Source organism: Acinetobacter sp. RW6 (assembly GCF_041956835.1).
In the GTDB taxonomy this organism is placed as follows: domain Bacteria; phylum Pseudomonadota; class Gammaproteobacteria; order Pseudomonadales; family Moraxellaceae; genus Acinetobacter; species Acinetobacter calcoaceticus.
Map to the genome: position 1 here is coordinate 3,375,128 of NZ_CP167121.1, position 25,982 is coordinate 3,401,109.

General features: G+C 40.0%; 26 protein-coding genes. 16 read left to right on the plus strand and 10 right to left on the minus strand.

Annotation, left to right across the window (positions count from 1 at the left end):
* Positions 1-56: 56 nt before the first annotated feature.
* Positions 57-1,607, minus strand: a complete 1,551-nt coding sequence (gene murJ, locus ACB088_RS15960; protein WP_375037433.1) for a murein biosynthesis integral membrane protein MurJ — start codon at positions 1,605-1,607, stop codon at positions 57-59.
* Between the two features lie 72 nt (positions 1,608-1,679).
* The gene (gene ampD, locus ACB088_RS15965) at positions 1,680-2,249 is read right to left on the minus strand and encodes a 1,6-anhydro-N-acetylmuramyl-L-alanine amidase AmpD (protein WP_133747867.1); all 570 of its coding nucleotides are present in this window, start codon (positions 2,247-2,249) and stop codon (positions 1,680-1,682) included.
* 171 nt (positions 2,250-2,420) lie between these two features.
* Between ampD and nadC the strand changes: the two genes are divergently transcribed.
* Positions 2,421-3,266 (plus strand): carboxylating nicotinate-nucleotide diphosphorylase, encoded by an 846-nt coding sequence (gene nadC, locus ACB088_RS15970; protein ID WP_375037434.1) that lies wholly within the window; start codon positions 2,421-2,423, stop codon positions 3,264-3,266.
* On the opposite strand, the gene ACB088_RS15975 is transcribed toward nadC, so the two are convergent.
* From ACB088_RS15975 to ACB088_RS15995, 5 genes are all read right to left on the minus strand, one after another.
* Positions 3,263-3,430: a hypothetical protein gene (locus ACB088_RS15975; RefSeq protein WP_004640355.1), complete on the minus strand. Its 168-nt coding sequence runs from the start codon at positions 3,428-3,430 to the stop codon at positions 3,263-3,265. The two genes, nadC and ACB088_RS15975, sit on opposite strands and share 4 nt — an antisense overlap.
* 445 nt (positions 3,431-3,875) lie before the next feature.
* Positions 3,876-6,044: a phosphocholine-specific phospholipase C gene (locus ACB088_RS15980; RefSeq protein ID WP_375037435.1), complete on the minus strand. Its 2,169-nt coding sequence runs from the start codon at positions 6,042-6,044 to the stop codon at positions 3,876-3,878.
* A 290-nt stretch (positions 6,045-6,334) separates the two neighbouring features.
* Positions 6,335-7,051, minus strand: a complete 717-nt coding sequence (rph, locus tag ACB088_RS15985; RefSeq protein ID WP_199990986.1) for a ribonuclease PH — start codon at positions 7,049-7,051, stop codon at positions 6,335-6,337.
* 174 nt (positions 7,052-7,225) lie between these two features.
* A complete protein-coding gene (locus ACB088_RS15990; RefSeq protein ID WP_231762194.1) occupies positions 7,226-8,389 on the minus strand; it encodes an acyl-CoA desaturase in 1,164 nt (387 codons plus the stop codon).
* A gap of 33 nt (positions 8,390-8,422) precedes the next feature.
* Entirely contained in the window at positions 8,423-9,448 is a 1,026-nt protein-coding gene (locus ACB088_RS15995) for a ferredoxin reductase (protein ID WP_375037436.1), read from the minus strand.
* Positions 9,449-9,621: 173 nt separating this feature from the next.
* Between ACB088_RS15995 and ACB088_RS16000 the strand changes: the two genes are divergently transcribed.
* Positions 9,622-10,260, plus strand: coding sequence for a TetR family transcriptional regulator (locus ACB088_RS16000; protein WP_199990983.1), 639 nt, complete (start codon positions 9,622-9,624; stop codon positions 10,258-10,260).
* A gap of 137 nt (positions 10,261-10,397) precedes the next feature.
* The gene (locus tag ACB088_RS16005; protein WP_005037677.1) at positions 10,398-11,045 is read left to right on the plus strand and encodes a TetR/AcrR family transcriptional regulator; all 648 of its coding nucleotides are present in this window, start codon (positions 10,398-10,400) and stop codon (positions 11,043-11,045) included.
* A 108-nt stretch (positions 11,046-11,153) separates the two neighbouring features.
* Here the strand turns inward: ACB088_RS16005 and ACB088_RS16010 are convergent, their stop codons facing one another.
* Positions 11,154-11,771, minus strand: coding sequence for a thiol:disulfide interchange protein DsbA/DsbL (locus ACB088_RS16010; RefSeq protein WP_002120747.1), 618 nt, complete (start codon positions 11,769-11,771; stop codon positions 11,154-11,156).
* A gap of 180 nt (positions 11,772-11,951) precedes the next feature.
* On the opposite strand from ACB088_RS16010, the gene ubiG reads away from it, so the two are divergent.
* The 12 genes from ubiG (at position 11,952) to ACB088_RS16070 (ending at position 22,905) form a co-directional block, all read left to right on the plus strand.
* Positions 11,952-12,665 carry a bifunctional 2-polyprenyl-6-hydroxyphenol methylase/3-demethylubiquinol 3-O-methyltransferase UbiG gene (gene ubiG / locus ACB088_RS16015; RefSeq protein ID WP_003655787.1) on the plus strand — a complete coding sequence of 238 codons (714 nt, stop codon included), beginning with the start codon at positions 11,952-11,954 and terminating at the stop codon, positions 12,663-12,665.
* Positions 12,662-13,363: an HAD-IA family hydrolase gene (locus ACB088_RS16020; RefSeq protein ID WP_309953584.1), complete on the plus strand. Its 702-nt coding sequence runs from the start codon at positions 12,662-12,664 to the stop codon at positions 13,361-13,363. The genes ubiG and ACB088_RS16020 overlap by 4 nt, the downstream gene beginning before the upstream one ends.
* 68 nt (positions 13,364-13,431) lie before the next feature.
* Positions 13,432-14,178: a YciK family oxidoreductase gene (locus ACB088_RS16025; RefSeq protein WP_004640337.1), complete on the plus strand. Its 747-nt coding sequence runs from the start codon at positions 13,432-13,434 to the stop codon at positions 14,176-14,178.
* A gap of 217 nt (positions 14,179-14,395) precedes the next feature.
* Positions 14,396-14,809, plus strand: a complete 414-nt coding sequence (locus tag ACB088_RS16030) for an RcnB family protein (RefSeq protein WP_375037437.1) — start codon at positions 14,396-14,398, stop codon at positions 14,807-14,809.
* Positions 14,810-15,050: 241 nt separating this feature from the next.
* A complete protein-coding gene (locus ACB088_RS16035; RefSeq protein WP_092710451.1) occupies positions 15,051-15,380 on the plus strand; it encodes an RcnB family protein in 330 nt (109 codons plus the stop codon).
* Between the two features lie 121 nt (positions 15,381-15,501).
* A complete protein-coding gene (gene argA / locus ACB088_RS16040) occupies positions 15,502-16,857 on the plus strand; it encodes an amino-acid N-acetyltransferase (protein ID WP_375037438.1) in 1,356 nt (451 codons plus the stop codon).
* Between the two features lie 333 nt (positions 16,858-17,190).
* Complete coding sequence (locus ACB088_RS16045) at positions 17,191-18,159, plus strand: sulfonate ABC transporter substrate-binding protein (protein WP_375037439.1); 969 nt, start codon at positions 17,191-17,193, stop codon at positions 18,157-18,159.
* Between the two features lie 72 nt (positions 18,160-18,231).
* Positions 18,232-19,215, plus strand: a complete 984-nt coding sequence (locus tag ACB088_RS16050) for a sulfonate ABC transporter substrate-binding protein (RefSeq protein ID WP_375037440.1) — start codon at positions 18,232-18,234, stop codon at positions 19,213-19,215.
* Between the two features lie 26 nt (positions 19,216-19,241).
* On the plus strand, positions 19,242-20,417 hold the full coding sequence (gene ssuD / locus ACB088_RS16055) for an FMNH2-dependent alkanesulfonate monooxygenase (RefSeq protein ID WP_019457892.1): 1,176 nt from the start codon (positions 19,242-19,244) through the stop codon (positions 20,415-20,417).
* The gene (gene ssuC / locus ACB088_RS16060; protein ID WP_003655804.1) at positions 20,414-21,211 is read left to right on the plus strand and encodes an aliphatic sulfonate ABC transporter permease SsuC; all 798 of its coding nucleotides are present in this window, start codon (positions 20,414-20,416) and stop codon (positions 21,209-21,211) included. Before ssuD ends, ssuC begins: the two co-directional genes overlap by 4 nt.
* A gap of 13 nt (positions 21,212-21,224) precedes the next feature.
* The gene (locus ACB088_RS16065) at positions 21,225-22,025 is read left to right on the plus strand and encodes an ABC transporter ATP-binding protein (protein ID WP_003655806.1); all 801 of its coding nucleotides are present in this window, start codon (positions 21,225-21,227) and stop codon (positions 22,023-22,025) included.
* A gap of 259 nt (positions 22,026-22,284) precedes the next feature.
* On the plus strand, positions 22,285-22,905 hold the full coding sequence (locus ACB088_RS16070) for a TetR family transcriptional regulator C-terminal domain-containing protein (protein ID WP_003655809.1): 621 nt from the start codon (positions 22,285-22,287) through the stop codon (positions 22,903-22,905).
* A 36-nt stretch (positions 22,906-22,941) separates the two neighbouring features.
* Here ACB088_RS16070 and ACB088_RS16075 read toward each other — a convergent pair whose 3' ends face one another.
* Both ACB088_RS16075 and ACB088_RS16080 read right to left on the minus strand, forming a co-directional pair.
* Positions 22,942-23,508 carry a 5'-nucleosidase gene (locus tag ACB088_RS16075; protein ID WP_375037441.1) on the minus strand — a complete coding sequence of 189 codons (567 nt, stop codon included), beginning with the start codon at positions 23,506-23,508 and terminating at the stop codon, positions 22,942-22,944.
* 81 nt (positions 23,509-23,589) lie between these two features.
* Positions 23,590-24,723 carry a TDT family transporter gene (locus ACB088_RS16080; protein ID WP_375037442.1) on the minus strand — a complete coding sequence of 378 codons (1,134 nt, stop codon included), beginning with the start codon at positions 24,721-24,723 and terminating at the stop codon, positions 23,590-23,592.
* A 208-nt stretch (positions 24,724-24,931) separates the two neighbouring features.
* Here ACB088_RS16080 and ribF point away from each other — a divergent pair, with 208 nt between their 5' ends.
* Positions 24,932-25,933 (plus strand): bifunctional riboflavin kinase/FAD synthetase, encoded by a 1,002-nt coding sequence (gene ribF, locus ACB088_RS16085; protein ID WP_375037443.1) that lies wholly within the window; start codon positions 24,932-24,934, stop codon positions 25,931-25,933.
* Positions 25,934-25,982 lie beyond the last annotated feature (49 nt).

The window sequence follows — 25,982 nt, forward strand, 5'->3', positions numbered from 1 at the left end:
TATTTTAATTAAATTGCTATAAAATTTTGAATTAATAGCAATCAAATAATTTTGTATCAATGTTTTAAATCTCTAGGACGAAAACCTGTAACGACGAGAGCAACCAGATAAGCGACTACGCCGACTACACACAATCCAACCACTTCGGCAACACGTAACCACTGTGAAAGTTCACCGTTGTACCAATTTAACGCAAACCAAAGTGCTGCAATCATGGCAAGGTTAGCCAAACCATATTGAAGTCCTAATTTTTTCCAATGCGAATCAAATCGGAAAATATTACGTTTATGTAAATAGAAGTAGAGTAGACCCGCATTTACTAAAGCCGAGCCTGAAGATGCCAAAGCAAGTGCCATATGCTCTGCCTGCCAATCAATCAGCTTAAAGAAACCAATAAATACAACGTTTAAAATAGCATTCGCTGCGACTGACATTAAACCGACACGTACTGGTGTTTTAGTATCTTGCTGTGCATAAAAACCAGGTGCAAAGACTTTAATCAGCATAAACGAAATCACGCCTGCACTCATACATTGCAGTGCTAGGGCTGTCATTTGTGTATCACGTAGGTCAAACTCGCCACGCTGGAATAATGCCTGAATAATCGGTGTAGAAAGCATAAATAAGGCAATACTTGCTGGTAAGCCAACTAATACAATAATTTTTGCAGCCCAGTCGATCATACCGCGGAACTTTGCTTGATCTTGTTCTGCATGACGGGCAGAAAGTGAAGGTAAAATCACAGTACCAATCGCAACGCCAATTAAACCTAACGGCAATTCAGTCATACGCTCTGCACTATAGAGCCAAGACACTGAACCATCTTGCATGAAAGAGGCCCAAATCGTATTTAATAAGAGGTTAATCTGGGTAACAGATACCCCAAATAATGCTGGCAGCATTAATTTTAAAATACGTTCTACACCTTCGTGTTTAAAATCAACTTTAGGTGGAATCAGCAGATTTTTACGCCATAATTCTGGAATCTGCAAAGCTAACTGCAACACCCCTGCCACAACCACTGACCAACCTAATGCTTTGATCGGTTCAGCCATATACGGCGTAAGCCACCATGCGCCGGCAATCATCGCGACATTCAGCAAAACTGGTGAAAAAGCTGGTGAAGCAAACGATCCATAACTATTTAAAATACTGCTGGCAAAAGCAGTCAGCGACATAAACAATAAATAAGGGATGGTCAGACGGAACATACTAACGGCTAAATCGAACTTTTCAGGATCGCTATGGAAACCGGGTGCGTACATATAAATGATAGCAGGGGCTAGAACCATAGCCACAAAAGTGAGTAGGGTCATGACTGTTAACAAGCAGCCAAATACCCGACTAATTAAGATCTGCACTTCAGCGTGTGCTCGGCCTGTTTTATATTCAGTTAATACCGGAATAAAAGCCTGAGAAAAGGCACCTTCGGCAAACAATCGTCGAAAGAAGTTGGGAATACGAAAAGCGACGACGAAGGTATCGAAATCTTTACCCGCACCAAACACGTTGAGCAATACGACGTCACGCACTAACCCTAACACTCGTGACAACATCGTCATTGCACTGACAATAAAAGTCGATCGCCATAATGCCATCGTACTCACCTACAGCTATATTCGAAAGACGCTATTGTAATGAAACTAGAAAATCTTTTCGTTGTGAAATGATGAACAAACTCAAGTTTTTTTCTGACCCAACAATTGTCTAAAGTGCTGCCATTTAAAATAAGGTCCCGGATCAGTTTTTCGGCCGGGCGCAACATCTGAATGTCCTGCAATATGATTTTTAATTTCAGGATAAACCTGACGAATGGCAGTAACGACGTCGGTTAATACTTCGTATTGTACTTCTTCAAAGGGCAAACCATCACTCCCTTCAAGCTCTATACCAATTGAATAATCATTGCATTCTACTTTGGCTAAATAACTCGAACGCCCGGCGTGCCATGCCCGATCATTAAAATTAACAAACTGTAGCACTTCCCCACTACGTAAAATCAGCAAATGCGTAGAAACCTGCATCCCTTCAATGGTCTGGAAATAAGGATGAACTGACCAATCTAACTTATTTTGAAAAAACTGCTCAATATACCCACCTCCAAATTGAGACGGCGGCAAGCTAATATTATGAACTACAATCATTTGAATTTCGGTACCAGTCGGACGCTGGTTAAAATTTGGAGAAGGGATTTGTCTCGCCCCTTTTAATTGTCCATCTATAACTTCATACGGTGTGATTTGCTTCATTGAGATGCCAATAAATTGCTTGCCAATTGCTTTAGTTTAAAACAGTTATCTACTTTTCAAAGTAGTAAATGCGATTGTTTATCGCGATTAATCTGATAAAACAGCTTATTTTTAAAGTTGACGGTGCTAATATATCGCAAGTTTTAGGGTCATCTACAAAATGGAAACCGTATGAGCATACCTCAGTCTTTGCTTGAACAATCAATTCAAATCAATATTCAACAAGCATTACAAGAAGATATTGGGGACGGTGACATTACCGCTATGCTCACACCTGAAGATGAACAGGCAACAGCAACCATTATCAGCCGTGAAGATATGGTTTTAGCTGGACAGCCTTGGGTCAATGCACTCATCTCAGCTTATGACAATACGGTTCAGGTGACTTGGTTAAAACAAGAAGGTCAGCGTGTTGCTGCAAACGAAGCATTTTTAAAACTGGCAGGTTCTGCACGTAGCTTACTTACTGTAGAGCGCCCTGCTTTAAACTTTATTCAAACTTTATCTGCGGTTGCGACAAAAACAGCCGAATATGTTCAACAGCTCGAAGGTTTAAATACAAAACTCCTCGATACACGCAAAACCTTGCCAGGCTTACGCATTGCACAAAAATATGCTGTAGCTATCGGTGGTGGTCAAAACCATCGTCTAGGTTTATTTGATGCATTCTTAATTAAAGAAAACCATATTATGGCAGCAGGTGGTATTGCTCAGGCAATTGCCAAAGCCCATCAAATTGCACCCGGCAAGCCTGTTGAAGTCGAAGTTGAAACTTGGGATGAGTTAAATCAAGCACTCGAAGCTGGGGCAGATATTGTCATGCTTGATAACTTCAGCCAACAACAAATGATTGATGCCGTAAAACATGTTGCAGGCCGTTGTAAGTTAGAGGCATCAGGTAATATCACCATTGAAAACTTACGCGAAGTTGCCACCACTGGTGTTGACTACATTTCTATGGGTGTGCTGACTAAAGACGTTAGAGCTGTTGATTTATCAATGCGTTTTAATGCTTAAATAAAGTCCACATCGTTATTCGTATTTTTTTGCGACTTAGTCATGTCTGCTGCTTGTGTTTTTTGCCATGCTGACTGAGTCGCTTGCGCCCCATTATCACGTGGGTCGGCAGCCATTAAAACAAAAGTTACGACAGCTAATAATACGATAAAACCTTGTAGCATAAATTTTCCCCATTACTTTAAAAAAATCAGGGTTCCAAGGTAAAAGATAAATATGACGAGGCTTAGGAGATTCTGTTACAAAAGGTAAGTCTTTATTTTTATTATTCATCTGTACAACAGTCTCTCCCCCCAAATACAATTTTATATCAACAGCCTAAACCCTGTATTTACTATTGTGACAGGGATATCTTGTTTCTCTCTATCAACCTACGCGACGGAGTCTTACCGTCTAGAATTTTTTGCCAACAGCTAATTCTGTTACTTTGGTTTTGCCCAAAGTAACCAAAGGCATTGTCATCTGCAAAACCTGCCCACTTTCATCCTCTATCCTATTTTGTTGCAAAATAAGATCCTTATAGATTATAGACAGGTTGCAGATGACTTTTAGCACCAGCTAATGAGGAATAAATTCCAATACCCTCATTAAGGAAAATAACTTACCAACTTAAGACTCTAAATAACCCATATACGGATCAGAAATTGAATCTTCTTGAGTTTCTATACGACCCGCAAAACGGCGGCTGAAAGTAGCATCATCAGCTAATGTCACAGTGAAGTCATACCAGCCACCAAATTCAGACATATCCCAAACCAGTTCTTTTTCAGAACGATCTGTTTCTATATTCCATGTCTTGTTTGCAAGATAAGCATTTGCCTTGACAGTTAGCTTGACTGACTTACTACCATCATGACGAACTTTTAAATATAAATTCGCATCACACTCTTCTACACACACTCTAATTTCTGGCAATGCTTGGGTCTGGTTAGCTTGGCTTAAATTACCTTTAAACGCACGATGGAAACCATTTGGCCCAAGTACCCATAAATCGTACTGCCCATTTGTAGCATTCCAGACATCATCTAACTGTTTACCCGCTTCAACCATATAACGGCGTGGAATCGCTGTAAGATCTAATCGGTTATACACATGGAAAACCGCTGCCTGTTTACCTGTATTTGAGAACATCAATTTTACAGTCTTTTGTGTTGCATCGACTTTAGCACTGGTATGCAAAATATAAGGTAAAGCACGTGAAGGTCTAATGCCCATTTCCTGCTGTGCAAATTGTTGTTGGCTTGGAACTGGAACTTGTGGCAATAAAGCTTGAGCCACACGAATAGCATCTGCTTCTGCTTTTGTTTTCTTACCGACTAGCTCATTTACAGGCAAAAGGTTCGGTGTTTTAAAATCAAAAGCTGTAGTTAAATCGCCACACACGGCACGGCGGTATGGACTAATATTTGGTTCTTGCACACCAAAACGCTTTTCTAAGAACTGTAAAATAGAAGTATGGTCAAAGACTTGTGAATTCACCCATCCCCCACGACTCCATGGTGAAATCACATACATTGGAACGCGTACACCCGGTCCATAAACACGTCCATCTATTGCAGGTTGAGATTTTGCTGTAGCGACTGCTGGATGATTAAAGTACTCATAAGACACTTGTTGGTCACTTAGAGTCGTTTTCCCCTGAATTACGCCCTTTTCATCTTTAGATGGTGCACTTGGTGAAGGAATATGGTCAAAGAAACCATCATTCTCATCAAAGTTCACTAATAAAACCGTCTGACTCCAAACTTGAGGGTTTTCAGTTAAAGCATTTAATACTTCCTGAATATACCAAGCACCCTGTACAGGACTAGATGGCCCGGGATGTTCACTGTAGGTCGCAGGAGCAACCAACCAGCTTACTTGCGGTAATTTACCTTGAGCGATATCTGCTTTAAAACTCCCTAAAAAACCACCGTCTGGCATAGTGTTAGCAATACCCTTATAAAGCGGCTGTGTTGCATCGATTTTTTCATCATATGCAGGGCAAACAAGAACATCATTACTTACAGGTTGCCCTGACTGCTCATTCGCACGGCGATACTGTTTGAAACCGGCTAGAGGATTGTCGGTAAAGTTATCCGGCATATTCTGGTAGATTTTCCATGTGACACCAGCCTGTTGTAAGCGCTCAGGATAAGTCGTCCATTCATAACCCTCATTTGAAGGACCAATACCATCAAACTCATTTACGACACTGGCAACACCTGCACCTGTAGGGCCATTCGTTCCAGTCCAGATAAATTTACGGTTTGGATTGGTACCTGCATGCATCGCACAGTGGTAAGCGTCACAAATGGTAAAAGCATTGGCTAATGCAAACTGATATTCCACCTCCTGTTTTTTGTAGTACCCCATCGACTGCGGCTTTTTATGCGCCACCCAATCACTCATGCGACCATTGTCCCAAGCGGCTTGACCATCCGACCATGAATGAGGCGTACCTGAAACGCGCTGTGCATTTCCTAAGCGGCTATCCAAATGATAAGGCAATATTTTATTTTTCTTAGCATCATATTGTTCCCAAACCTTTCGGTCTTCGGTCATTGGAATAGTAAAGCGGTCTCCAAAACCACGCACGCCTTTGAGTGTTCCGAAATAATTATCGAAAGAGCGGTTTTCTTGAGTCAAAATCACGATGTGTTTAACATCTTGAATAGTTCCAGTTTCAACTTTGGCATCAATAGCTAAGGCTTTTTGAATACTAAGCGGAAAACTCGCTAAAGCAGCTGTCCCAAACATGGTTTTTGTAGAATTTAAAAGAAATTCGCGACGATTCATTAGTTCTATCCTGAGTTCTTATTATGGTGCACAGTGCATTTTGCAATTACTGGTTGGCGGTGTTGTTGGCGATGAATTATCTGAGTCGTTATCATCGTTACAAGCACTGAGCATAAGTGCTAAAGATGTAATTAATAGAAGTGAAAATTTTCGCATCATTTTTTTCCAAACGGTTTAAATGCGAACTACTAATAACGTGTAAAGGTGACAGCCAAGTGATGTTTTTATGTCGATTTGATGAAGGCATAAAAAAACGCATCCGAAGATGCGTTTTTTTAGAAAGTGTAAAATTACCAGCCTAAAGCTTCTTGTTGCTTTTTAACTAGCTCGGCAATTCCTTTTTCAGCCATTTCTAACATGGCATTGCTTTGTGCGCGAGTAAACGGTTTGTCTTCAGCAGTACCCTGAATTTCAATGAATTCACCTGCTTGTGTCATTACTACATTTAAGTCAGTTTGACAGTTCGAATCTTCTTCATAACAAAGATCAAGTAACACTTCGTCTTGATAAATACCAACAGAAATTGCAGCAACTAATCCTTTAAGCGGATCATGCTTAATTTTCTTTTGAGACAATAAAACATTCATAGCATCAACCAATGCTACAGCCGCACCAGTAATTGATGCAGTACGTGTACCACCATCTGCCTGAATCACATCACAGTCGATGGTAATCGTGTTTTCGCCAAGCTTTTTCAAATCGACCATAGCACGTAAGCTACGACCAATCAGGCGTTGGATTTCCTGTGTCCGGCCCGACTGTTTACCACGCGCTGCTTCACGGTCACAACGTGAGTGTGTTGAGCGCGGTAACATGCCATATTCAGCAGTGACCCAGCCCTGTCCTTTTCCTTTTAAAAACCGTGGAACCGAATTATCGATACTTGCAGTACAAAGGACTTTGGTGTGACCAAACTCAACCAGAACTGAACCTTCTGCGTAACGGGTATAGTTACGTGTGATTTTTACTTCACGTAACTGGTCTAATTCACGTTGGTCAATACGCATAATCCTTCCTAACTTCTCTTAAATACAAATCTGGGCATAGTATAGCAAAGGATTTTGACAGGTTGAGTTTATTCCCTACTTTCAAATGTAAGTCTGCACTTTTAATGACTCAAAAATAAAAATAGCCCCTTAAAAGGAGCTATTTGGAATACCTTAAACAATGCTCTGTCTTTATTAAGCAACTTTGCCAAACATGCCTTTCACCGCCTCAACAAAGGTCCGCTTGGTCGCCACTAAACGATCAACCACATTGTCAGGCAAAGAGTGAACAGCCAGACGTTTATACACACTCAAAATTTGAGATCCAAAGGGCGCTGTATTGTACTGTTGACCGAACTCTGCACAGACTTCACGTACTTTAGGTGCCATCTCTTGATAGCGGTTGGCAGGTACATCAGGAAACAAGTGATGTTCGATTTGATGACTCAAGTTACCACTCAAGAAATGCATGATTTTACCGCCAGTAAAGTTTGCTGAACCACGAATCTGACGCAAGTACCACTCTGCTTTAGTTTCATTATCAATATTGTCGGTGATAATTTCAGAGTCTTCTGTGAAATGACCACAATAAATCACGGTCGATGCCCAGTAGTTACGGATCAAGTTAGCAAAAAAGTTACCAGCCAATACTGGCAAGAACATTGGTCCTGCAATTAGTGGGAATAGCACATAATCTTTACCAAACTGACGTACCATTTTTTTACGTAGATTTTTAGATTCTACATACACTTCTTTCCAAGTTTTGGTGCCATCAAACAACACCTTTTCCATCTCTAGACGTTGCAAAGCCAGTAGCCATTCAAAACCCGTTGACAATACAAAACCCATTGGCACGTTGAATAAAAAACGAGGTTCCCATTTTTGCTCACGGCTCATGCGCATTACACCATAACCGCTAATATCATGATCCATGCCAAACACATTGGTATAGGTATGATGCTTATAGTTATGAGTATATTTCCAGTCTTCACCCGTACACACCGTATCCCAGTCATAGGTTGCACCGTTAAGCGTTGGATCATTTAACCAGTCAAACTGACCATGCATCACATTATGACCGAGCTCCATGTTTTCAACGATTTTAGATACGCCTAACATAGCCGTACCCAACAACCATACTGGTGGAATCCAACCACCAAACATCAACATGCCACGTGATGCAATTTCGGTGTAGCGTACAAAATTACGTACTTTGTAAATATATTTTGAATCTTTTTCACCGAGATCTTTCATCACTTCAAGACGAATTTCTTCAATGCGGCGACCAAAAGCTTCTGTTTGCTCTGGGGTTAAATGTGCCGATTTTGATGTTGCTTTAATTTCCACTGCCATATTCATAAGGGTATCCTCAAATCTCTTTTATGTTTGTTTTTATAGATCAATCGTGACTGGGCTAAGGGCTTGGTTCACGCATAACTTAATTGCACGATTTGGTTGATCGTCAATTTCACCTGTTAATATATTTTGGGTGACACCACTGACTTTGGTACACGTACATTGGTTGCATACACCCATACGACAACCATGCTGTGGACGTAAGCCAGCTTGCTCTGCACTGCTTAATAACGTTGTCGTGGCAAGAAAGTTTTGTTGCGAACGACGGAATATGATGGGTTGTGCTTCATTAGATTGTTCGATTTGAACAGGCATGAAAAACTCTTGATGGAAGTTTTCCAACACATCATGTTGCTTATAAATATCTTGTGCCTGGCGCATCATGCCGTGATGACCACATGCATACATTTGTAGGTCTTTAAAGTTCGGGACCAGTTTCGTCAACAATTTCGCATCTAAATGCTGCTTTTGCTCAGCGGTATTAAAAAAATGATATTGAAGCTCTGGATGCTTTTCTGCCAACGCTTTTAATTCATCATGGAAAATTTCTGCGCGATTAAAGTAAATGACATGAATCTGTTCGAGCTGCTGTTTCAAAGCTTGCTGTAAAAGTGAATAAATTGCAGTAATGCCACTACCTGACGCAATTAAAATCGCAGGTTGCTGGCCTTGGTGCAAAGTAAAATCACCTTGTGGCTGTGAAATCTCAATGCATTCTCCAACATGTAATAGTTGAGCTGCACTAGACACTAAGCCCTGTACTTTGATACCTAAAGAGATTTCACCTTCATTCGTTACTTCAATAATTGAATAACTACGCTGGTGGTAAACCCCATCTATAAGTAGGGTCAATAAAATACTTTGTCCAGCACATACCTGATCGAATTTAAAATTACGATTCGGTTTGAGCTTAATGAGTACCATATCGGTATGTAGAGACTGAACTGCGGTAACTTCTGCAAGTACCCGTTTCCAAGCCCAGCTCACGTTAATTTTCTGCAAAACAAAATCAACGAAATCTTCTCGAACCCAATGTGGCTGATAATTAAGTGTTGCGTTCATACGTTCCTCTTTTGTATCTGGCTATTTATTTGAGTGAACACATGTTCGTATAGTGAACATATGTACACTATATTTATAACTGTTCACTCAGTCAACACTTGTTCACTATTTTTTTTATGAAAGTTTGCTCTTTTTTGTTAGACTCTGGCTCACGGTTTAAATAGGCTCTTTTAATGTCGATACGGGATGAACGAAAACAGCAAAGTCGTCAGGCACTCCTCGATGCAGCCTTGCATCTAAGCACGTCTGGGCGTTCGTTCAGTAGTATCAGTTTGCGTGAAGTTGCACGTGAAGTTGGTTTGGTACCGACAGCGTTCTATCGTCATTTTCAAGACATGGATGAACTTGGTAAAGAACTGGTTGATCAAGTCGCGTTACATTTAAAAAGTGTTTTACATCAATTGGGTCAAAGTTATTTACAACATAAATCGACCAAAACTCAGACCAGCATTGAGCTATTTGTTCAGGCGGTAAATCATAGCCCTAAGCAGTGGCAATTTATGATTTCCGAGCGTTGGGGAGGTTCAGAAACGGTTCGTGCAGCAATTGCCCGAGAAATCGAATTTCTGATTGAAGATTTAACAACCGATCTCACCAAACTCGAAAATTTTAAACATATTCAACATCCTCAAGACTTAAATGTCTTGTCTACTATTTTGACCAACATGTCATTTACATGGGCAATGACGTGGCTCAACCTATCTAAACAATATCAAGACGAGCAGCTCAAACAGCAACAAACTGCCTTTATCGAAAATGCCTCTACACAAGTTCGCTTACTCTTTAGAGGGATTGCAAACTGGGAACGGTAAAAGCGGCAAATGACAAAAAACAGGTTATGTGGTAATACGTAAAGAGAGAAAGAAAAAGGCTAAAAATTTCGAGAAAAGTCTTTTTCTTTTTACAGGAAGTAAATTATTAGTTAGGCCAAACTGGTGTGGGAATACCTATGAATCTTGATCGTCATACACAGTTTTTGATGCGCAAAGAAAAAATTCTGAGCGTGGCAGAAAAATTGTTACTAGAAAACAATCAGGAAATTACTCTAGATGAGTTAGTGGCCGAGCTAGATATTGCGAAAGGCACACTTTATAAGCATTTTAGAAGCAAAAATGAGCTTCTACTTGAGTTAATTATTCAAAATGAAAAGCAAATTTTAGAAATTTCTAAAAAATATAATACAGATTTCAAAGAATATGCTCCTCATTACATGCTTCACCATTTGCTTACGCCTGGAAAAACGATTCTATTGCATCAACTTGAAGAAAATCTGACGATGACAGAGTCTAAGTTGAAGCATCTTTTCGAAGAACTTTATGAAATCCGCCAACAACGCATTTTAGCTATTAAAGATATTACGGAAAATTATTTAAAATCATTAAATTATGATATGTCGATTCGTGATTATTTGTCTTACATCTGGTCACTGACTTATGGCGCATCATTACTTTTAAATTCTACGTATTACCAGCGTTCTATTGGTTCTCGCCAAAAATTAATTAATTTATATATTAATCAGGCCTTATCGCTACCAACCCAAACAGTTAATTTTGATGTTTTAAATTTTCAAATTGAAGATGAAAACCCAAAAAATTAATTGAAATATTTCGTGATAATTAACAAAAAATTAAACATCGATATAAATTTTAAGTGAATAAAAATGGGCTTCAGATGAAGCCCATTTTTGAAGTAAAGCCTAAACAACTTATTTGGCTTTACGTTCTTTCTCAATTAAATAATTAAGAACTTGAGTGACTTTACCATCTTCACCCTGCACAACATATTTACCATTAACTACAACTGCAGGTACGCCTGTTAATTGGTACTGTTGAGCAAGTTTATTTGATTCAGCAACTTTTGCAGTCACAGCAAATGAGTTGTAAGTGCTATTAAATTTCTGTTCAGGCACGCCATAACGTGTGAAGAACTTAGCCGCAGAAGCCTGATCAAAAATTTGTTGACCGTTCACCTGAATCGCATGGAATAATGGTAAATGCGTGCGTTTACGTACACCTAATGCCTCAGATGTATAATATGTACGCGCCCCTTGTTCCCACATTTTATTCATTGCAGCTGGTGTACGTACAAAACGCACATCTTTAGGAATCTGTTTTAACCACGTTTGCATATGCGGTTCAAGTTTAAAACAGTGTGGACAACCATACCAAAAGAACTCTCGAACTTCGATTTTCCCCGGAACTTCCACTTTGCCTGGATTGGCGATCACGGTGTAGTCTTTACCAGCAACAAAATCTGCTGCCATTGCACTACCCGATACGGCCATAATTGCTGCACTCAAACCACCCAAAACCAATTTTTTCATTGCTACAGCTTTTCCTCTAAGTTGTTATGCATTAGCTTATGCCCTAAATATAAAACAAATATGCTAAATTCGTTTTGCTTCTGTGAAGTTTTTTATTGGGTTTATCGCTTTTTTCCCAATAATCGCTACACTAACGGCGAACTACATCCAAAAAGATAACTCAAGTTTAGAGGTAGCACCATGTCGCAATTGAATGTTGATTTACAAGAAATCGCAAAGTTTGAAGCACTTGCTGCCAAATGGTGGGATCAACATTCTGAATTTCGCCCACTTCATCAAATTAATCCACTACGTTTAAATTGGATTGATGAACGCGTAGGCGGACTTGCTGGTAAAAAAGTACTGGATGTCGGCTGTGGTGGCGGTATTTTGGCCGAGAGCATGGCACGTCGTGGAGCAGATGTACTTGGTATTGATATGGGTGAAGCACCGCTAGCTGTTGGCCGTTTGCATGCGCAGCAAGACAATGTTCAAAATATTGAATATCGCCAAATTCCTGTAGAAGAATTAGCACAAGAACAAGCAGGTCAATACGATGTGGTGACTTGCATGGAAATGATGGAACACGTTCCAGATCCAGCATCTATTGTAAGAGCTTGTCAGGCTTTGGTTAAACCGGGTGGTCATGTGTTCTTTTCAACCATTAACCGTAACCCAAAATCTTATTTATTTGCCATTATTGGTGCAGAATACGTACTACGCATGTTGCCAAAAGGTACACATGATTATCATAAATTTATTCGCCCATCTGAAATGGCACATGACATTCGTAATGCAGGCCTTACTTTAAAAGAAATGACTGGACTGCACTACAACCCACTGACCAAACATTACTGGTTAGCGCCAAATGTCGACGTTAATTATATGGTTCACACAATAAACACAGGTGCATGATGAAAGCTGTTTTATTTGATTTAGACGGTACTCTTATCGATACAGCTGCCGACTTCATTCGTATTATTCAACAAATGTGCCGTGATGAAAGACGTCCGATTGTCGATGCTGACCTAATTCGTACTCAGGTTTCTGAAGGTGCGCGTGCGATGGTTAAATTGGTCTATCCAGAGCTGGATGTGACCAATCCAATTTTCTTGGCGCATCGACAAAACTTTTTAGATCTGTACGGCAATAATATTGTGGTCGATACAGACCTATTTGAAGGCATGTATCCGCTTCTAGAAGCGTTAGAAGCTAAAGAAATTCCGTGGGGTATTGTGACCAATAAACCACGTGGTTTAAGTGAATCTCTTTTAGCAAAGTTAAATCTGACCGAACGTTGTGCAGTTTTAGTGTGTCCTGAAGATGTCAGTAAAACCAAGCCCGATCCAGAACCAATGTACTTGGCGGCTAAACAGTTAAATATCCCAGCAAATGAAATTATTTATGTGGGTGACCATCCACGTGATATTGATGCTGGTCGATATGCCAATATGTATACTATTTTGGCTGCATATGGCTATTTACCAATCGAACATCGTGATGATCTCGCCGCATGGCAGGCCGATTCGATTGTAAATACGGTGACAGAATTACACGATATGTTACGTCAAAAGCTTCCTGCTCTACAGGAAAATCAGCGTATGATAAGTTAACATAAGAGTTTTATAGGCTTTTTTAACAGTTATTCGTTTTATCAATATAAAAAGAAGGAGGTTTACCAATGAAATATTCAGAATACCAACCTCGTCCAGATCTACTCAAAGATCGAATCATTTTAATTACCGGCGCTGGCGATGGAATTGGGCGAGCTGCAGCTCTGACTTATGCCCTACATGGCGCAACCGTTGTACTGCATGGTAGAACCTTAAATAAACTAGAAGTTATTTATGATGAAATTGAAAGTCTAGGTGCACCGCAACCAGCAATTTTACCATTACAGCTTTCGAGCGCTTCTGACCGTGATTATGACTTTTTAGTCGATACTCTTGAGAAACAGTTTGGACGCCTAGACGGTATTTTGCATAATGCGGGTATTTTAGGTGAGCGCGTAGAGCTAGCACATTATCCAACTGAAACTTGGGATGATGTCATGGCGGTTAATTTGCGCGCGCCTTTTGCTTTGACTCAAGCGCTATTACCACTTTTGCAGAAATCAGAAAATGCCTCTGTCGTCTTTACCAGTTCTGGTGTAGGCCGTGAAGCACGTGCTTTATGGGGTGCATATTCTGTCTCAAAAATTGCAATTGAAGCGGTGAGCAAAATTTTTGCAGCGGAAAATATTTATCCAAATATCCGCTTTAACTGCATTAACCCAGGCGCGACACGTACCGCAATGCGTGCTAAAGCCTATCCACAAGAAGATCCGAAAACACTACCTACACCAGAGTCGATCTTGCCTGCTTATCTCTATTTAATGGGTGAAGACAGCTTGGCGCTCAATGGTCAAAGTATCGATGCACAGGATTAAAAAGTTAAAGATGAAAAGCTAAATAAAATTACAGCCGATCATCAAATCTGGCTTGCCTATACCTGAAAAGATATATACAAGCCTTTTTTATTATTGATAAAAACTCTTGATCTATCCGTAATTTTAATTGAACCATTAAATGATCTTCACAGTTTCTCTGCATTTTGCGCGTAGAGTATTCAACATGAGAGACATCAGATGTAAACGAGGATGCATCATGAAAAAGTTGTTCACAATCTTAACCCTTTCCATAGCCGTACTCACCACAAGTATGGCGAGCTTTGCTGATCCTCCTTTTGACCGAGGCCATGGCCCCAAAGGTCCTAAAGGTGGAGGACCACGCGGTGAATGGAACGATCGTGGGCCAGGATTTGGACGTGATCATGATGAAGATCGTGTCCGTGACGAACGCCGTATGCGCGAAGAACGTGGTTTTGAACGGCTTAAACAACATCGCTGGCAGCCTGGCTATGTCATGCCACAGCACTATCGTGGTAATGGCTACAAAGTCGATTATAAAGACAATGACCTGCCAAGACCTGGCCGCAACCAACAATGGTATAAAATCAATAATGACTATATTTTAGTCGACACTGATTCTAATAGTATTGTTAGTATTCGTGGTTTTTAACGCGATAGAACCTCGCTATCGCTGAGCAACAAGGATAAAGCCGTATGGTTTTATCCTTTTTTTATTATTTATATATCTTAAAAATAAAAAGATTTTTTATATTCTTACACTTCGTATTTTCTTAATTTCTTCTTATTTCATCGTTAGTTTTCACATTTATTCTTCGTAGCCTCCACGATTTATCTGTAATTGTTCACTAATCTTTAGTTATTGAAATTTAATTCATGATTCGAGGTTTACAATGAAAAAACTAACAACAGCAATTGTTCTTTCACTCAGTGGTTTAGTTGCAACAACAGCAATGGCAGCACCTAACGATCATAATCATCATGGCAACTACCAAAACCATGAAGTAAAAACAATTAAAGTGATTAAAAAAGATGACCATCGCAATGTATGGCGTGCAGGTCAGGTTGTACCCCGTGAATATCAACACTCACGTTACGTGATTGACTACCGTCAACATCAAAAATTAACTAAACCAGGTCGCTACCAGAAATGGTACAAAGTGAACGGAAATTATGTTCTTGTGAATGAACAAAGCCACAAAATCATTAGAGTTGTTCACTAATTCTAAAATTCTTTAAACACCCAAACTCTGATTTGGGTGTTTTTTTATCTAAAACATGCGACTTTAATCTTTTTTGTTTAGAATCATCTCTATATCTTTTTGCTGTTGATTCGAGATCGGTATGCCAAGCAAGTCTTTAGAAAAGTCGCATAATAACACCCAGCATTATGTACACTGGTTTCGACACTCAGCGCCCTACATTAATGCTCACCGCGATAAAACATTCGTATTGATGTTTGGTGGTGAAGCAGTCCGTCATCCTAATTTCGAACATATCATTCATGATATTGCTTTATTACACTCTCTTGGTATCCGTTTAATCTTAGTTCATGGCGCACGTCCACAAATTAATCAAAATCTTAAAGAGAAAGGAATTGAAACCCCTTTTTATGACAACTGCCGCATTACTACACGTGAATCTTTAAGCTGTGTCATGAGTGCCGTAGGTTCCATTCGCCTAGAAATTGAAGCATTGCTTTCTATGGGCTTAGCCAACTCTCCAATGTACGGCGCTCGAATAGATGTAATATCGGGTAATTTTGTGACTGCTAAACCTTATGGCATTCGTGATGGAATGGATTTCCAGCTCACAGGTGAAGTTCGCTCTATTGATACCGATGCGATTGATCGACACCTCGATAATCATAATATTGTGCTACTGGGACCAACAGGTTATTCCACTACAGGCGAAGTATTTAACTTAAGAGCAGAAGAAGTTGCGACCAAAACTGCAACTTATTTAAAAGCAGATAAACTCATTTTTCTTGGGGAGCAACAAGGGCTTCTTAATGAGGATGAACAAATATTACGTGAGTTAAGCCCACATCAACTCGACTACTATATTCAACAATACCAAACTGTTAGTCCGACGCTCACTTTACATTTGCAACAAGCCAAAAAAGCGTCTTTATCTGGCGTACATCGCGTACATCTTATTTCATATGCCTATGATGGCGCCCTTCTTCAAGAGTTATTTACTCGAGATGGTATAGGTACCATGATTACCGATGCACATTATGAAGAAGTTCGCACAGCCCATATTCAAGATGTGGGTGGTTTAATGAATTTATTACGCCCTTTAGAAGAAGAAGGCATCTTGGTTTATCGTTCACGAGAACGTTTAGAGCAAGAAATCAGCCAGTTTGCTGTCATTGAACGCGACGGTATGATTCTAGCGTGTGCTGCACTTTATCCAATTCCGACTGAATTTAACGAAACTCGTTCTGCAGAAATTGCCTGTGTTGCCGTACATCCAAGTTATCGTAAATCAAACCGTGGTAGCCAAATTCTGCAATTCCTTGAAGAAAAAGCCAAAGAACAAGGTATTCGTCAATTATTCGTTTTAACAACGCGTACCGCTCACTGGTTTTTAGAACATGGTTTCCATCAAGTCAGTGTTGATGACTTACCGAATGCCCGTCAAGCGCTCTATAACTACCAAAGGAATTCTTTAGTCTTTAAAAAGCTGCTCCCTTAGCCTTTGCTCTTTTTAAGATATTCTTATTTCAGATAAGCTTAGTTAAAAAAGTACATCCATAAATGCTATTAATTTATGGTTGTACTTTTTTTTAAATCTCTATTTTTAATGTTTTAATATTTTTTATTTTATTTACATCAACTTATTCACAATTCATTAAACATATTTCTTTTAGATAAATCATTTTTTTGCATAAGTTTATAGCCTATTGTGTTTAGCTTTTTTTTGCATAATTAAAGACCGAATACTTATTTTTTCTGAAATAAAAATCCCTTTAGGGTATCTGCTCATCCAATTATTTTTTCTTTTCTCTTTCGGGGAGCACGAAACCTCATGGCACTTTTCAACACCACTTCATGGGCAAAATATTCAGTCATCGCGGCCAGCCTAGCAGGAGTGATGATGTTAAGTGGTTGTGCTAAAAAAGAGGAACAGGCCACCACAACTCTAAATATTGGCTATCAAAAATATGGCATCCTTCCTATTTTAAAGGCCCGTGGTGACCTAGAAAAAGTACTAAAAGAACAAGGCGTGCAAGTAAAATGGGTTGAGTTTCCTGCTGGACCTCAATTGCTTGAAGGTTTAAATGTAGGGAGTGTTTCACTTGGTGAAGCAGGTGAAGCTCCCCCAATCTTTGCTCAAGCAGCCAATCCAAATTTAGTGTATATCGCAAACCAACCTGCTGCGCCAAAAGCAGAAGCACTATTGGTACAAAAAGACTCTCCAATCCACTCTATTCAAGATTTAAAAGGCAAACGTGTTGCTCTTAATAAAGGCTCGAATGTTCATTACCTGTTATTGAAAGTTCTAGAAGCCAATAACTTAAGCTTAAGTGATATTCAACCTGTTTATTTACCACCATCAGACGCACGTGCTGCCTTTGAAAAAGGTGCGGTAGATGCATGGGTGATTTGGGACCCGTTCTTTGCAGCGGCTGAACATCAAATTCAGGCACGAGTTTTAGCAACAGGTGAAAATTTGGTAAGCAATCATCAGTTCTATTTAGCTGACCGTAAGTTTGCAGAAAATAATCCGAAAGTTCTCAACACAGTTGTGCAAACCCTTAACCAGACAACTGAATGGGTCAGCACACATCAAGATGAAGCTGCCAAGCTACTCGAAAAACCTACAGCACTTGAGTTTGATGTACTCAAAACCTCCATTTCACGTATGGGTTTTGGAGTTCAGCCAATATCAGACAAGGTGGCACAAGAACAACAACAAGTAGCTGATGCCTTTTATGCGCAAAAGCTCATTCCAAACAAACTCACCATTCAAGACGCCATTTTAAAACTGAAATAAACCCAGCTTAGGCACGGCTTAAATAATCATATAAATGCTGTGCCTTGCCTCAAGGGGAACAAGGATATCAATATGCAACATCAGTCATTTTTCAATAAAAGTCAGTGGGTCCAGTTAGCTAAACGTATTAGCGCAGTCACTGTATTAGGTTTAACAATTGCAGCGCCAGCTTGGGCAATTGATCCAACTGTGAAAGAACTTCGTATTGGTTTTCAAAAAAGCTCGATTAACTTTGCGATTGCCAAACAGCAAAAATTATTTGAACAAGAATTTCCAAATGCCAAAATTACTTGGAATGAGTTCCCTGCTGGCCCACAAATTTTAGAAGCTTTAGCTGTCGGTTCACTTGATGTTGGAGTCACTGGAGATACCCCACCAGTCTACGCACAAGCAGCTGGCAAGCCTTTATATTACATTGCTTATGAAGCGGCTAAACCGCTGGCATCGGCAATTTTAGTTCCAAAAAACTCACAACTGAAACAGCTTAAAGACCTGAAAGGCAAACGTATTGCGCTGCAAAAAGGTTCCAGCTCTCATTACTTGCTTGTACAAGCCGTACGTAAAGCAGGCCTAAACTGGAGCGATATTACTCCAATTTGGCTTACTCCTGCCGATGCTCGTGCTGCATTCCAAAAAGGTGCCGTTGATGCATGGGCAATTTGGGACCCTTACTTTGCTTCAGCACAACTAGAAGACCAAGCCCGTGTTCTTGCATCAGGTAAAGGTTTAAGCCCGAATTATACCTTTTACTTAGCGGCTCCAGATTTTGTTAAACAACATTCTAAGGCTGTTTCAGGACTCATAAAACAAATCAATCAAGCCGACAAATGGGTTCAAAGCCATCAAGCAGAAACGGCAAGTGCCATTGGCCAAAGCACAGGCCTTAAGCCTGCGACCAGTGACTTATTCATTAAACGTCGTCCACGCCCATCATCGGCAGCGCCACTCAACAGCAAAGTTATTGCCGAGCAACAACAGCTCGCAGACATTTTTACCCAACAAGGCATCATTCCAAAACCAATCAGCATCAAACAAGCTGTTTGGATTGCCAAGTAATTTCAATAGACATATAGGTAATGCACATGAAAATTTTCTGGTTTATTCCTACCCACGGTGATAGTCGCTATTTAGGTACAAGTAAAGGCGCTCGTCAGGTTGACCATGCCTATATGAAGCAAATTGCTGTGGCGGTAGATAATTTGGGTTATGAAGGCGTACTTATTCCAACGGGCCGTTCATGTGAAGATCCTTGGATTACGGCGGCTAGCCTAATTGATGCAACACAACACCTTAAGTTTTTAGTCGCGTTACGTCCGGGTGTAACTACACCAGCTTTGGCAGCACGTATGGCTGCAACATTTGACCGTTTGTCGAATGGTCGTGTGTTACTTAACTTGGTAACTGGGGGTGATGAAGCTGAACTACGCGGTGATGGCTTATATGAAGATCACTCAACGCGTTATCAAACAGCAAACGAATATGTAAAAATCTGGCGTGAAATTTTGACACGCTCACATACGGGTGAAGCATTTACCTTTCACGGCGAACGTTTACAAGTTGATGATGCAAAACTGCTTTACCCACCTGTTCAAAAGCCTTATCCACCACTTTGGTTTGGCGGTTCTTCAGATGTCGCTGTAGACTTGGCCGCTGAGCAAGTCGATACATACCTCACTTGGGGTGAACCACCAGCAGCAGTCAAACAAAAGATCGAACATGTTCGTGCCAAAGCTGAGGCTAAAGGCCGTAAATTAACTTATGGCATTCGCTTACATGTTATTGTTCGCGAAACTAACGAACAAGCATGGGCAGCAGCTAACGAGCTTATCCAGTATCTTGATGATGCGACCATTGCTGCTGCACAGAAAAAATTTGCACAAATGGACTCTGTCGGCCAGCAACGTATGGCAGCTCTCCACGGCGGTAACCGAGACAAGCTTGAAGTGTCTCCAAATCTCTGGGCAGGTATTGGCTTAGTCCGTGGCGGTGCGGGTACAGCACTTGTAGGTGACCCTGAAACAGTCGCTGCTCGTATTCAGGAATATGCTGACTTAGGTATCGATACCTTTATTTTCTCAGGCTATCCACATCTTGAAGAGTCAATCCGTTTTGCAGAATTAGTATTCCCTCTATTACCAATCGAAACCCGAGCGAAACTTGCTCAGCCAAATTTAACTGGTCCATTCGGTGAAATTATTGCTAACAACTATGTTCCCGACGAGAAGAAGCAAAATAGTTCCGTCAAGGAGCCTGCATGAGTAAAGATGAAAGTATTGTTTCACGTGGAACAAAACAAATCGGGCAGCATTTGCTGCCTTGGATTTTCCCGATCATCCTATTGATTGTCTGGCAAATTGCATCGAGTTCTGGTCTTTTAGAAAGCCGTATTTTGCCAGCACCCACGGCAGTCATTTCCGCTTTTTGGCACTTACTCGTTAGCGGAGAATTATGGCATCACGTTAAGGTCAGTGCAGGTCGCGCTTTGCTTGGGCTTTTAATTGGGGGTGGTCTAGGTTTGCTATTGGGTTTACTTAATGGGTCTTCTCGATTTGCTTCTACCCTACTCGATACAACCTTGCAAATGATTCGTAACATCCCAGCATTAGCACTTATTCCACTCGTCATCTTGTGGTTCGGTATTGATGAAACAGCAAAATTATTTTTAGTCGCAGTGGGTGTTTTTTTCCCAATTTATATCAATACCTATCACGGTATTCGGTCAGTCGACCCTCAACTGATCGAAATGGGTAAAAGCTACGGACTTTCTCGCTGGCAACTTTACAAAGAAATTATTCTTCCAGGTGCGATGCCTTCTATTTTAGTCGGTTTACGTTTTGCTTTAGGTTTGGTTTGGGTGCTGCTCATTGTTGCAGAAACCATTTCTGCTCAAGCTGGTATTGGCTATATGACCATGAATGCACGTGAGTTTTTACAAACAGATGTGGTATTGGTCGGTATTCTTCTTTACGCCTTACTAGGCAAACTGGCAGATGTCTTAGCACAGATTTTAGAACGCTATTTACTACGTTGGCACTCTGGATATCAGAAATAAGGGAGCTTAAAACATGACAAATCTGAATTTAAATATTAATCAGAATGACGTGCAGCTCATTCCTGAAGAGCCAACAGAATCACAAGAGCCTACGTTAGGCGCAGAGATTCTGATTGAGCAGCTGTATAAATTTTATGGTGAGGTTAAGGTTCTTGAAGATCTTGACTTACACATCCAACCTGGTGAATTTTTAGCAATTGTTGGTCGAAGTGGTTGTGGTAAAAGCACGTTACTACGTTTAATTGCCCAACTTGAAAAAGCCAGTTTTGGAGAAATTAAATTTAAGTCTGCTCGCCATTTGCGTGAAGGCATTACCAATGATGATATTCGAGTTATGTTCCAAGATCCTCGTTTACTTCCTTGGAGAAATATTCTTCAAAATGTTCAACTTGGACTACCAAAATCGCAACATGCTTTAGCTGAAGAGTTACTAGAAAAAGTTGGTTTAAAAGAAAAATCTGGACAATGGCCCTCACAGCTCTCTGGCGGCCAGCGACAACGTACAGCTTTAGCACGCGCACTATCGCATACGCCACGCATTTTGTTGTTAGATGAACCTTTGGGTGCATTAGATGCCCTCACCCGTCTTGAAATGCAAAGCCTCATCGAACGCTTGTGGAAAGAACAAGGTTTTACTGCCATTTTAGTGACACATGATGTAAGTGAAGCAGTGCAATTAGCTGACCGTATTATCTTATTAGATAAAGGTCAGATTGCTCAAAGTTTCCAAGTTAATTTGCCACGCCCGCGTAAAAAGAGCATTAGTTTTGCCCAACTTGAGCAACAAGTACTCGATGCTGTTTTGGCAACTTAAGTTTGCAATGAGTAATAAGAACCGTTCAACCGAAAAATGCCCAATTTACGAGCAATAAAGCTGCTGTTTTATTGCTCTTTTTTAGGGCGAAATTTTAAAAATATTTTTAAGAATAACAATAAACTAGTTAAATTCTTTATTTTTTGCACAATAGTATATCTATTACGCAAATAACTAGCCGTTTTTTGATTAAAAAAGCAAGACACCTGTGCACAAATCAAACAATTTCCCTTACAATGGGAATATTATTTTTTTAATTATGCAGCAGATGGAACAAAAAAAGAGTACCCAAAAGCGCAATCAGCTTCTTGCTGCCGCCCTTGACGTATTTTCGGTCTATGGGTTCACTGGCGCAAGTCTGGATGAAATTGCCCAACTCGCCGACATGCATAAGTCGAATATTTTCTATTACTACGAAAATAAAGAGTCTTTATATGTAGAAGTGCTCACAACTGTTTTACAAAAATGGTTGGCTCCCTTACAAACATTAGAATCTGAATTAGAACCAGCCGAAGCCTTATCTCACTATTTAATACAAAAAATCGAACTGTCTCGTAGCCAACCGAAAGCATCTAGATTGTTTGCATTAGAAATAATTCAAGGCGCTCCGCATATTTTACCTATTCTCAAAGGACCATTAAAAAAACTATTTAAGCGTAAAGCTAAAGTCATTCAGACTTGGCAAGAAGAAGGAAAGATTTCACCAGATATCGATCCAGAATTATTAATTTTAAACATTTGGGGCCTTACGCAAAACTATGCAGATTTTGCAACCCAAATGGAAATGGTGACTGGAAAAACTCTTCGTAACCGAAGCATGTTCCAACGCTCAATTGAGCACACAGTCCACCTGATGCTCTACGGCGTATTGCCTCGTTAAAACCAAAAAAAGATCGGCAAACTTGCCGATCTTTTTTTAGAAATGATTTTGATAAAGGGCTAAAAGTTTTTGGGCGCCTAATAATAAATTTTCTTCCCAATCCAGATGTGCAGTGTCATCTGCTCCATCAGTAATATACTTCACCGAAATCAAGCGAACTCCTAACTTATGGCAGACTTTGGCTAAAGCATAGCCTTCCATATCAACCACATCGCAAGCTACCTTTGGCTGGCCTGTTTCAAATGAATCGCCAGTACCACAAATCCCCTTTGGCAAATTAGCAAAATGTGGTTGAAGGTGAATTTCAGCGGGTAAATGCGTATCTAAAGGCGTTACACCTATCTCAAACCCTAACGGTGAAACATCCATATCCCGTTGTACAAAAGTCTTCACCTCGACCAAATCATGTCGATTAAATGCAGAACTACCAGCTGTACCTAGGTTTATTAAAGTTTTACACCCTGTTTTTTGAATAACCTCAAATGCTTTAAAGGCAGCATTAATCTTGCCAATACCACTGTAATGGACTTCAACACCTGCCTGTTCAAATAAACCTTTAGATTCATTAGGAAGTGCCATAATTAAAGCAATATCAGTGTTCATTCAAAAAGCTCAAATCAAAATTAAATAAAATTAGAAAATAAGTATAAATCAGGTGCAAAAGCTTTTTGCACCTTTTCATGATCACTGCATTTTTTGTTGTAAGGCGATTAAGCATGGAGAGAAGAACAATTGACCACTATATGCTCCTGCTAGCGTTTTCTTCATTACAACGCCCCACATCGCCAATAACAAAATACTCAATGCCACAGCAACGTATTGTAAAAAGACAATTTCAACCTGATGTCCTAAATTAAATAGCGCCAGAATAAATACACCTAATGGAAAGGTTAACCCCCACCAACCTAAATTGAATGGAATACCTGTCTTGGCATGACGAAGCGTTGTTAAGATTGCTAGACCAAGCCACCATAACCCGAAACCTAAAAGCACCAGACTGCCCACGATTCCTAAAGCTGGAAAGACATTCGCGAATTGGTCAAATCCTACATTTGGCGCCACTCTTTGTGCCTGTTGCCCTAGCAACAATAATCCTAAAGCACCTGTACCAATTGGGCCTAAAGAGAGCCAGCTAGAAATCGCGACTTCTTTTTCAGGTAATTGATGCAAAGCCATACGCAACATTAAAATTGTCAAAATAGCGAATGCCGGTAAAACAGAGATTCCCCAAAGCACATAACCAGCCAGTAGTAAATGAAAGCTATGCAGATCTGCTGGTAAATGAGCTACTAACATGCCCGCAGAGCTTGCAGCCACCTCACATGCAACTACAGGTAAAAGCCAGATTGCAGTCATGGTATGTAGTTGATGGTTCTGACGGCTAAACATGCAAAACGGTACAATCCACGCAATTGCTAGAGCTAAAAAGACATCGATGTACAATAAAGCTTGGGCAATATGGATTGACACTTCACCATAAAGCCCAACACCAAAGCTTAAGAATCCATTTAGTATGGTAGCTAACCCCATCGGAATAGCACCTAAAAACAAGCTCATATTAGGATGCTTAAATATTTGCTTCGCTTCATGAGGGAAAAGCAACCACCGTAATAAATAGAGACCTGAAAAAACACTAAATAGGACAATATTAAATTGCCATAACAAAGTGGCTAGCATGAATAAAAATGATTGAGCAAAAGGAAGCTGAATTAAAATCATACTTACCACACCAGTACCCATAGTCGCTGTAAACCAATTTGGGGTAAAATGTCGTATAACATCTTTGCTTTGATTTAATTGGTAAAAGGGTTTTTTCATCTTAATTCTCTAATCAAAGAGTGGATGAAAATATAGTAGAGCAAATAATTAATAAGAAAAACTGATTTATTTTTATTTAATTCATCAGCATTTTAAATATAAAGAATATTCATATTGAAAAATAACTGAGTAAAAACACAACAACAAGACGAATCTGTGAGATTATGGCAATATATAGCCCTTGCAAAAATAGCCATATTTTAAGTTCATGAAACTGCTTCGTCTTAATGCGTTATCGCCCAATTTTCAGTTACCACCAACAGCGGTAACTATTGGTAATTTTGATGGTGTCCATTTAGGTCACCAAGCGATGATTGCTCAACTCAAAAAAATTGCTGCAGCACAAGGCTTAAAAACATTGGTCATGATTTTTGAGCCACAACCTCTTGAGTTCTTTCAAGGTTACGATGCCCCTCCTCGTATTAATTCATTACGGGAAAAAGTCGAATACCTAGCCGAACTTGGAATAGATTACATTGCGGTTGCTAAATTTGATCAGCACTTCCGTAGCATGAGTGCTACTGAATTTGCCGATTTATTAAAAGACAAATTAAACGCACAGGCTTTGGTTTTAGGTGATGATTTCCATTTCGGCAAAGACCGCCAAGGCAATAGCGAATTTTTAAAAGATTACGGATTTGGGGTCACCAACTTACATACCATTGAACTCGAAGGTGAGCGTGTAAGTTCAACTCGTATTCGTCAGGTACTTCAGGCAGGAAATCTTGCCTTAGCCGCTAAATTATTAGGCCGTCCATACAGTATTACTGGACGTGTTCAATATGGCGACCAGATTGGACGAACTCTCGATTTTCCAACCATTAACGTTCGCCTCAACCGCCATAAACCTTGTTTAAATGGCATTTATGGGGTTGAAGTCATTTGCGAAACAACGTCATTAACTCAAAAAGTACTTCAGGACACACCTGAAAAATCAGGAATTGCCGGATATCATGAAAACAGCCTATATGGCGCGGGTCATGTCGGTACACGTCCAGCCATTCAGCAAGAACATCCAGAGTGGAGATTAGAAGTACATTTCCCTGATGTTTCTGCTAATCTGTATGGCTTATTTATGCGGGTGACTTTTCTTCACTATCTTCATGGTGAATTGAACTACCCTTCGCTTGAAGCACTTAAGGCAGGAATTGATAATGACGTGCATCAGTTACGACAATATCGTAACGACACGACACAATTTCCTTTTTAATTCGAATTTTGATTGTAAAACATGTCGGCTCCCAAGCTGATTAAACTGG

Bases quoted from the DNA above. Each gene is read 5' to 3' on its own strand.
- ubiG (WP_003655787.1), top strand. From the start codon at position 11,952: ATGTCGCAATTGAATGTTGATTTACAAGAAATCGCAAAGTTTGAAGCA.
- ACB088_RS16035 (WP_092710451.1), top strand. From the start codon at position 15,051: ATGAAAAAACTAACAACAGCAATTGTTCTTTCACTCAGTGGTTTAGTT.
- rph (WP_199990986.1), bottom strand. From the start codon at position 7,051: ATGCGTATTGACCAACGTGAATTAGACCAGTTACGTGAAGTAAAAATC.
- ACB088_RS16075 (WP_375037441.1), bottom strand. From the start codon at position 23,508: ATGAACACTGATATTGCTTTAATTATGGCACTTCCTAATGAATCTAAA.
- ssuC (WP_003655804.1), top strand. From the start codon at position 20,414: ATGAGTAAAGATGAAAGTATTGTTTCACGTGGAACAAAACAAATCGGG.
- ACB088_RS16005 (WP_005037677.1), top strand. From the start codon at position 10,398: ATGAATCTTGATCGTCATACACAGTTTTTGATGCGCAAAGAAAAAATT.
- ACB088_RS15995 (WP_375037436.1), bottom strand. From the start codon at position 9,448: ATGAACGCAACACTTAATTATCAGCCACATTGGGTTCGAGAAGATTTC.
- ACB088_RS16025 (WP_004640337.1), top strand. From the start codon at position 13,432: ATGAAATATTCAGAATACCAACCTCGTCCAGATCTACTCAAAGATCGA.
- ACB088_RS16065 (WP_003655806.1), top strand. From the start codon at position 21,225: ATGACAAATCTGAATTTAAATATTAATCAGAATGACGTGCAGCTCATT.
- ACB088_RS16000 (WP_199990983.1), top strand. From the start codon at position 9,622: ATGTCGATACGGGATGAACGAAAACAGCAAAGTCGTCAGGCACTCCTC.
- ACB088_RS16070 (WP_003655809.1), top strand. From the start codon at position 22,285: ATGCAGCAGATGGAACAAAAAAAGAGTACCCAAAAGCGCAATCAGCTT.
- ACB088_RS16010 (WP_002120747.1), bottom strand. From the start codon at position 11,771: ATGAAAAAATTGGTTTTGGGTGGTTTGAGTGCAGCAATTATGGCCGTA.
- ACB088_RS15980 (WP_375037435.1), bottom strand. From the start codon at position 6,044: ATGAATCGTCGCGAATTTCTTTTAAATTCTACAAAAACCATGTTTGGG.
- ribF (WP_375037443.1), top strand. From the start codon at position 24,932: ATGAAACTGCTTCGTCTTAATGCGTTATCGCCCAATTTTCAGTTACCA.
- ssuD (WP_019457892.1), top strand. From the start codon at position 19,242: ATGAAAATTTTCTGGTTTATTCCTACCCACGGTGATAGTCGCTATTTA.
- ACB088_RS16020 (WP_309953584.1), top strand. From the start codon at position 12,662: ATGATGAAAGCTGTTTTATTTGATTTAGACGGTACTCTTATCGATACA.
- ACB088_RS15975 (WP_004640355.1), bottom strand. From the start codon at position 3,430: ATGCTACAAGGTTTTATCGTATTATTAGCTGTCGTAACTTTTGTTTTA.
- argA (WP_375037438.1), top strand. From the start codon at position 15,502: ATGCCAAGCAAGTCTTTAGAAAAGTCGCATAATAACACCCAGCATTAT.
- nadC (WP_375037434.1), top strand. From the start codon at position 2,421: ATGAGCATACCTCAGTCTTTGCTTGAACAATCAATTCAAATCAATATT.
- ACB088_RS16030 (WP_375037437.1), top strand. From the start codon at position 14,396: ATGAAAAAGTTGTTCACAATCTTAACCCTTTCCATAGCCGTACTCACC.
- ACB088_RS16080 (WP_375037442.1), bottom strand. From the start codon at position 24,723: ATGAAAAAACCCTTTTACCAATTAAATCAAAGCAAAGATGTTATACGA.
- ACB088_RS16050 (WP_375037440.1), top strand. From the start codon at position 18,232: ATGCAACATCAGTCATTTTTCAATAAAAGTCAGTGGGTCCAGTTAGCT.
- ACB088_RS15990 (WP_231762194.1), bottom strand. From the start codon at position 8,389: ATGAATATGGCAGTGGAAATTAAAGCAACATCAAAATCGGCACATTTA.
- ACB088_RS16045 (WP_375037439.1), top strand. From the start codon at position 17,191: ATGGCACTTTTCAACACCACTTCATGGGCAAAATATTCAGTCATCGCG.
- ampD (WP_133747867.1), bottom strand. From the start codon at position 2,249: ATGAAGCAAATCACACCGTATGAAGTTATAGATGGACAATTAAAAGGG.